The sequence below is a fragment of the Pseudomonas sp. CM27 genome (assembly GCF_013179515.1).
Lineage (GTDB): Bacteria > Pseudomonadota > Gammaproteobacteria > Pseudomonadales > Pseudomonadaceae > Aquipseudomonas.
The window spans coordinates 1-6,580 of record NZ_JABMCN010000163.1 but is presented as its reverse complement, the minus strand read 5'-3'; the positions used below and the strand labels follow the sequence as shown (position 1 = coordinate 6,580).

The 6,580-nt window shown below is 62.8% G+C and carries 6 protein-coding genes; 3 read left to right on the top strand and 3 right to left on the bottom strand.

Annotation, left to right across the window (positions count from 1 at the left end; all coding sequences use genetic code 11):
- A partial coding sequence (locus tag HP547_RS19345) for a DNA translocase FtsK (protein WP_172287107.1) occupies positions 1-1,719 on the bottom strand: 1,719 nt, incomplete at its 3' end.
- Positions 1,720-2,163: 444 nt separating this feature from the next.
- On the opposite strand from HP547_RS19345, the gene aat reads away from it, so the two are divergent.
- The 3 genes from aat (at position 2,164) to infA (ending at position 3,941) form a co-directional block, all read left to right on the top strand.
- The gene (aat, locus tag HP547_RS19340; RefSeq protein WP_172233637.1) at positions 2,164-2,844 is read left to right on the top strand and encodes a leucyl/phenylalanyl-tRNA--protein transferase; all 681 of its coding nucleotides are present in this window, start codon (positions 2,164-2,166) and stop codon (positions 2,842-2,844) included.
- A 68-nt stretch (positions 2,845-2,912) separates the two neighbouring features.
- The gene (locus HP547_RS19335) at positions 2,913-3,620 is read left to right on the top strand and encodes an arginyltransferase (RefSeq protein ID WP_172287106.1); all 708 of its coding nucleotides are present in this window, start codon (positions 2,913-2,915) and stop codon (positions 3,618-3,620) included.
- A gap of 102 nt (positions 3,621-3,722) precedes the next feature.
- On the top strand, positions 3,723-3,941 hold the full coding sequence (gene infA, locus HP547_RS19330; RefSeq protein WP_002553999.1) for a translation initiation factor IF-1: 219 nt from the start codon (positions 3,723-3,725) through the stop codon (positions 3,939-3,941).
- Positions 3,942-4,111: 170 nt separating this feature from the next.
- Here the strand turns inward: infA and clpA are convergent, their stop codons facing one another.
- Together clpA and HP547_RS19320 are read right to left on the bottom strand one after the other, a co-directional pair.
- Positions 4,112-6,382, bottom strand: coding sequence for an ATP-dependent Clp protease ATP-binding subunit ClpA (gene clpA / locus HP547_RS19325; RefSeq protein WP_172223309.1), 2,271 nt, complete (start codon positions 6,380-6,382; stop codon positions 4,112-4,114).
- Positions 6,383-6,412: 30 nt separating this feature from the next.
- On the bottom strand, positions 6,413-6,580 hold a 168-nt coding region (locus HP547_RS19320), incomplete at its 5' end, for an ATP-dependent Clp protease adaptor ClpS (protein WP_172287105.1).

Sequence of the window (6,580 nt, the reverse complement as noted above, 5' to 3'; positions counted from 1 at the left end):
GAAGCCGGCCAGGTTACGCACGCCCATGGCCGCCATCAGCTTGTAGCGCCGCTCCATCTCGGCCACGCTCCAGCGCAGCGCGTTGGCGGCGTCCTTCATGTCGGTGACCACCGGGCAGAGCAGGTGCGGGATGCCTTCGTAGATCGACAGTTCGAGCATCTTCGGGTCGATCATGATCAGCCGCGCGTCTTCCGGGCTGGACTTGAACAGGATCGACAGGATCATCGCGTTGACACCCACCGACTTACCGGAACCGGTGGTACCGGCCACCAGCAGGTGAGGCATCTTGGCCAGGTCGGTGATGACCGGCTTGCCGCCGATATCGTGGCCAAGGGCCAGGGTGACCGGCGATTTCTGCTCGTCGTACTGCGGCGTGGCCAGCACTTCGGAGAAGCGCACCATTTGCCGGTTTTCGTTGGGGATCTCGATACCCACGGTGGTCTTGCCGGGGATGACCTCGACCACGCGCACGCTGGTCACTGCAATTGAGCGCGCCAGGTCCTTGGCCAGGTTGGAGATGCGGCTGACCTTGACGCCCGCGGCCGGCTGGATTTCGTAGCGGGTAATCACCGGGCCGGGGTGGATGGAGTCCACCGCCACTTCCACGCCGAACTCCTTGAGCTTGATTTCCAGCAGTTGCCCGACACTCGCCAGCGATTCCGGCGAATACTCGATCTTCTTCTGCTCGGCCGGATCAAGGATGGAGATCGGCGGCAAGGTGCCCTCCACCGCGCTGTCGACGAACAGCGGCGCCTGCTTCTCCTTCATCACCCGCTTGCTCGGCTCCGGCGCCCTGGCCTGGGCAGGTGCCGGGGGCACGATGGTCGGTGCCGCAGGTTGCTCGCGCTGCACCATCGGCTCGCGGGCAAGGGTGGGCTCGCGCGGCACCACAGGCTCGCGTGCAAGGGTCGGCTCACGTGGTGCAGCAGGCTGGGCGGGGGCCTCTTCACGCTTGAAGATCCGCTCGCGCAATGGCGGTTTGGCCGGCTCGCGCTTCTCGGCGGCCGCTGCCGGCGCCTTGAACACCGGTTCATCCTCGCGCAATTGCGCTTCGAGGCGCTTGCGCTCGTTGCGTGCTTCCCACCAGCGGTTGGCCGCACCCTGTACCAGCTCGAACAGGTCGAGGGTGATCTTGCCGGTCATGTCCATCACCTTGAACCACGACAGGTCGGTGAACACGGTCAGGCCGAACAGGAACAAGGCGATGAACATCAGCGTGCTGCCCTGCACGTTCAGCAGGCTGCGCGCCAGTTCGCCCAGGCTCTCGCCCAACGCGCCACCGGCGGAAAACGGCAGGCTTGCCGGCGGATGGAAATGAATATGCGCCAGGGCAGCGCCCGACAGCACCAGGAACACCAGGCCGATCAGCCGCCAGGAGAACAGCCAGCCGCTCCAGTCCCAGGGCTGGTGGCGCTGGCGGAAAATCTGCCAGGTCTTGATCCCCAGCAGCAACGGGAAGATATAGGCGAAGTAGCCCAGCACCATGAACAGGATGTCGGCGAAGTAGGCGCCGGCACGCCCGGCGGCGTTCTGCACCTGGTCGATGTTGCTGGTGTGGCTGAAGCCCGGGTCGGACGTGTCGTAGGTCAGCAGCGCCATCCACAGGTACAGGCACAGGGCGCCGACAGCGATCAACGCACCTTCCTTGAGGCGATAATGCAGCTGCTGCCGCCACAGGGGCACAGGCAAGGGAGCTGGGGTTGCGGTGGATTTCTTCAAAACGCGTCTATTCCTGCGCGTGCTGCGCGTCCAATAGTGATCGGCCGGCGGTGCGGCCAATGAACCACTACTTTTAACATTACTGCCCGCCAGCCGCCATGGCGGCACGCCGTATGGGAGGTTGGCCGGGTGCGACTTTCATATAGGTGCAATTTGAGCACGCATTTTCTTTTGTGACAAAGGCTTATGCTGTGTTTTTGCACAGGTGTGACAGCAAATGTAGCGGATGGTGCCTGCGATTTCATGAATGCGCAGGAAATTGCCTGATTTCCTGGCCTGTACCGGCCTCTTCGCCGGCTCGCCCGCTCCCACAGGTCCTGCGCAAGCCTGGAGACTGTGAGGTTCCTGTGGGAGCGGGCATGCCCGCGAAGAAGCCAAAGAGATTGACCCTGCTTTTCACCCGCGCCATGCTGCCCTCTCCCCTCCCCCACCGCACGAAAGACCATGCTCACCTGGCTGACTCGCGACTCGTTGACCTTCCCGCCCCTGGAAAAGGCCCTGCACGACCCCAACGGCCTGCTTGCCGCCGGCGGCGACCTGAGCCCCGAGCGCCTGGTACAGGCCTATCGCCACGGCTGCTTCCCTTGGTACCAGGACGGCCAGCCGATCCTCTGGTGGTCGCCCGACCCGCGCACCGTGCTGCTGCCGGACCAGCTGCACGTGTCGCGCTCGCTGGCCAAGCTGATCCGCCAGGGCCGCTACCAGGTCAGTTTCGACACCGACTTCCCGGCAGTGATCGCCGCCTGCGCCGCGCCACGCGACTATGCCGACGGCACCTGGATCACCGACACCATGCGCAACGCCTACTGCGAATTGCACCGCCGCGGTATCGCCCATTCTGTGGAAGTGCGCCAGGATGGCGAGCTGGTAGGTGGCCTGTACGGCCTTGCCATGGGCCAGCTGTTCTTCGGTGAGTCGATGTTCAGCCGCGCCGACAACGCCTCCAAGGTCGGCTTCGCAACCCTGGTCGAGCACCTGCGCCAGGCCGGGTTTGCCCTGATCGACTGCCAGATGCCGACCAACCACCTGCAAAGCCTGGGTGCGCAGGCCATCAGCCGCGCCGAATTCGCCGGCTACCTGGCCCGCTACCTCGACCAGCCCAACAGCGCCACCTGGGTTGTCTAGATGGGTTGCCTAGGCGAGTTCGCAGAGCTGGCTTACACTTAAAACAAAGTCACACCGAGGGGTTGATCATGACAGAGTTGGCGCGGTTGAAGTTTTATGCCACTCAACCCCACTCCTGCAGCTACCTGCCTGATGAGCAGGCGACCACGCTGTTCCTCGACCCCAGCCAGCCGATGGACGTGAACGTGTACGCCGACCTGTCGGAAATGGGCTTCCGCCGCAGCGGCGACCACCTGTACCGCCCGCATTGCCAGAACTGCAACGCGTGCGTGCCGGCGCGCATCCCGGCGGCGCGCTTCATACCCAACCGCCAGCAACGGCGCATCCTCAAGCGCAACGCCGACCTGACCGTGACTGCGGCGCGCCCGGCGTTCAAGGAAGAGTACTTCGAGCTGTACCGGCGCTATATCGAAACCCGTCACGCCGACGGCGACATGTACCCGCCAAGCCGCGATCAGTTCTCCACCTTCCTGGTGCGCGACTTGCCGTTCTGCTGGTTCTACGAGTTCCGCCTGGCGGGCCGCTTGCTGGCGGTGGCGGTGTGCGACCTGCTGCCCAACGGCCTGTCCGCGGTGTACACCTTCTACGAGCCCGACGAAGAACGCCGCAGCCTGGGGCGCTTTGCCATCCTCTGGCAGATCACCGAAGCGGTGCGCCAGGATCTGGAGGCCGTGTATCTGGGTTACTGGATCAAGAACTGCAAGAAAATGAACTACAAGACCCAGTACCGCCCGATCGAACTGCTGATCAACCAGCGCTGGGTCACCCTCAACTGAAAGCATTGGCTTGAAACACTATTTTCCGGCATAATCCACGCCACTTTTTTGCCCGGTGCGGTTATGCGTCGGGCCAACACTGGACACCGAGGGCTCAACTGCATGTCGAAAGAAGACAGCTTCGAAATGGAAGGTACTGTCGTCGACACCCTGCCCAACACCATGTTCCGCGTGGAGTTGGAAAACGGGCACGTCGTAACCGCGCACATCTCCGGAAAGATGCGCAAAAACTACATCCGTATTCTCACTGGCGACAAGGTTCGCGTCGAGCTGACGCCGTACGACCTGAGCAAGGGCCGCATCACCTACCGTGCGCGCTAAGCTCCAGCCATGAAAAAGCCCGGCCATGTGCCGGGCTTTTTTGTGCTTCCGAGATTGCAAGGGGCTACTTTGCAGCCATTCGCAGCACAAGGCTGCTCCTACACGATGGCGCATCGCCGTTGCAGGAGCAGCCTTGTGCTGCGAATGGGCCGCAAAGCGGCCCCGACGCATCAGGCCACCTCGGCCGTGGTCTCGAAGTCGAACACCAGCTCGCCATCGCGCAGGTCGATGTGCACCACGCCGCCATGCTCGGCCAGCTCCCCAAACAGGATCTCTTCGGCCAGCGGCCGCTTGATCTTGTCCTGGATCAGCCGCGCCATCGGCCGCGCGCCCATCTGCACGTCGTAGCCCGACGCCGCCAGCCAGCCACGCGCGTCATTGCTGACTTCCAGCAGCACACGCTTGTCTTCCAGCTGCGCCTGCAGTTCGATGAGGAACTTGTCGACGATACTTTTGATGGTCTCGTGACTGAGGCGGCCGAACTGGATGATGGTATCCAGACGGTTGCGGAATTCCGGCGTGAAGCTTTTGCGGATGACTTCCATGGCATCGGACGCGTGGTCCTGATGGGTGAAGCCGATCGAGGCCCGTGCCGCGGTTTCCGCGCCAGCGTTGGTGGTCATGATCAGGATCACGTTACGGAAGTCGGCCTTGCGCCCGTTGTTGTCGGTCAGGGTCCCGTGGTCCATCACCTGCAACAGCAGGTTGAAGACTTCGGGGTGGGCCTTCTCGATTTCATCGAGCAACAACACGCAGTGCGGCTGCTTGGTGATGGCTTCGGTCAGCAAACCGCCCTGGTCGAACCCGACATAGCCTGGCGGCGCACCGATCAGGCGCGACACAGTGTGGCGCTCCATGTATTCGGACATGTCGAAGCGTACCAACTCGACACCCAGCGCCTTGGCCAGCTGACGCGCCGCCTCGGTCTTGCCGACGCCGGTAGGGCCGGCGAAGAGGAACGAGCCCACCGGCTTGTCGGGCGCCTTGAGGCCGGCACGGGACAGCTTGATGGCGGTCGACAGCGAGTCGATGGCCGGGTCCTGGCCGAACACGGTCAGCTTCAGATCGCGCTCCAGGTTGCGCAGCAGCTCCTTGTCGGAACTGCTGACGTGTTTTGGCGGAATGCGCGCGATCTTGGCGACAATGTCTTCGACCTGCGGCACCTCGATACGCTTGACGCGGTTGGCCTCCGGCTGCAGACGCTGGTAGGCACCGGCCTCGTCGATCACGTCAATGGCCTTGTCCGGCATGTGGCGATCGTTGATATAGCGCGAAGCCAGCTCGGCGGCAGCACGCAGTGCTTCGTCGCTGTACTCGATGTTGTGGTGGCTTTCGAAACGCCCCTTCAGGCCACGCAGAATGCCCACGGTGTCTTCCACCGACGGCTCGCTGACGTCCACCTTCTGGAAGCGCCGCGCCAAGGCGCGGTCTTTTTCGAAGATACCGCGAAATTCCTGGAAGGTGGTCGAGCCGATGCAACGGATTTCACCGGACGACAACAGTGGCTTGAGCAGGTTGGACGCATCCATTACCCCGCCCGACGCCGCACCGGCACCGATGATGGTGTGGATTTCGTCGATGAACAGGATGGCCTGCGGGCGCTTGCGCAGTTCACCGAGCAGCGCCTTGAAGCGCTTCTCGAAGTCGCCGCGGTACTTGGTACCGGCCAGCAGCGCGCCCAGGTCAAGGGAGTACACCACGCTCTGCGCCAGCAGGTCAGGCACCTGGCCATCGACGATGCGCTTGGCCAGGCCTTCGGCGATGGCTGTCTTGCCCACGCCAGCCTCACCCACCAGCAGCGGGTTGTTCTTGCGCCGACGGGCAAGGATCTGCGCCACGCGCTCCACTTCCTGCTCACGACCCACCAGCGGGTCGATACGACCGGCTCGCGCAAGCTCGTTCAGGTTACTGGCGTAGGCGTCCAGCGGGTTGCTCGAAGAGGAGGTCTCACCGCCCTCCTCGTCCTGCATTTCAGGGTCGCTATCAGCATTGGAACCATGGCCTGGCACCTTGGAGATGCCATGCGCGATGTAGTTGACCACATCGATGCGGGCCACGCTCTGCTGCTTGAGCAGGAACACGGCCTGGCTTTCCTGTTCGCTGAATATCGCCACCAGCACGTTGGCCCCGGTGACTTCGCGCTTGCCGGAGCTTTGCACGTGGAACACGGCACGCTGCAGCACACGCTGGAAGCCCAGCGTCGGCTGGGTTTCCCGGTCCTCGTCGTTGACCGGAATCAACGGCGTGGTGGAATCGATGAACTCTTGCAGGTCATGCTTGAGTTTGTCGAGATTGGCGCCACAGGCGCGCAGAACGGTCGCGGCAGCCTCATTGTCAAGGAGTGCCAGCAGCAGATGTTCGACGGTCATGAATTCATGACGTTTCGAACGGGCCTCCTTGAAGGCAAGATTGAGGGTGACTTCGAGCTCGCGGTTTAACATAGCTTCACCTCATACCCAAGTGGTCGGCGATTAACCGTCCTTCTCGATTTCACAGAGTAGCGGATGCTGGCTTTCCCTGGCGTATTGGTTGACCTGCATGGCCTTTGTTTCGGCGATGTCACGGGTAAACAATCCGCACACTGCCCGCCCCTCGGTATGGACGGTCAGCATGATCTTGGTCGCCAGCTCGCGGTTCAG

Coding starts and splice junctions, on each gene's coding strand:
- aat (WP_172233637.1), top strand. CDS start 2,164: ATGCTCACCTGGCTGACTCGCGACTCGTTGACCTTCCCGCCCCTGGAA.
- HP547_RS19335 (WP_172287106.1), top strand. CDS start 2,913: ATGACAGAGTTGGCGCGGTTGAAGTTTTATGCCACTCAACCCCACTCC.
- infA (WP_002553999.1), top strand. CDS start 3,723: ATGTCGAAAGAAGACAGCTTCGAAATGGAAGGTACTGTCGTCGACACC.
- clpA (WP_172223309.1), bottom strand. CDS start 6,382: ATGTTAAACCGCGAGCTCGAAGTCACCCTCAATCTTGCCTTCAAGGAG.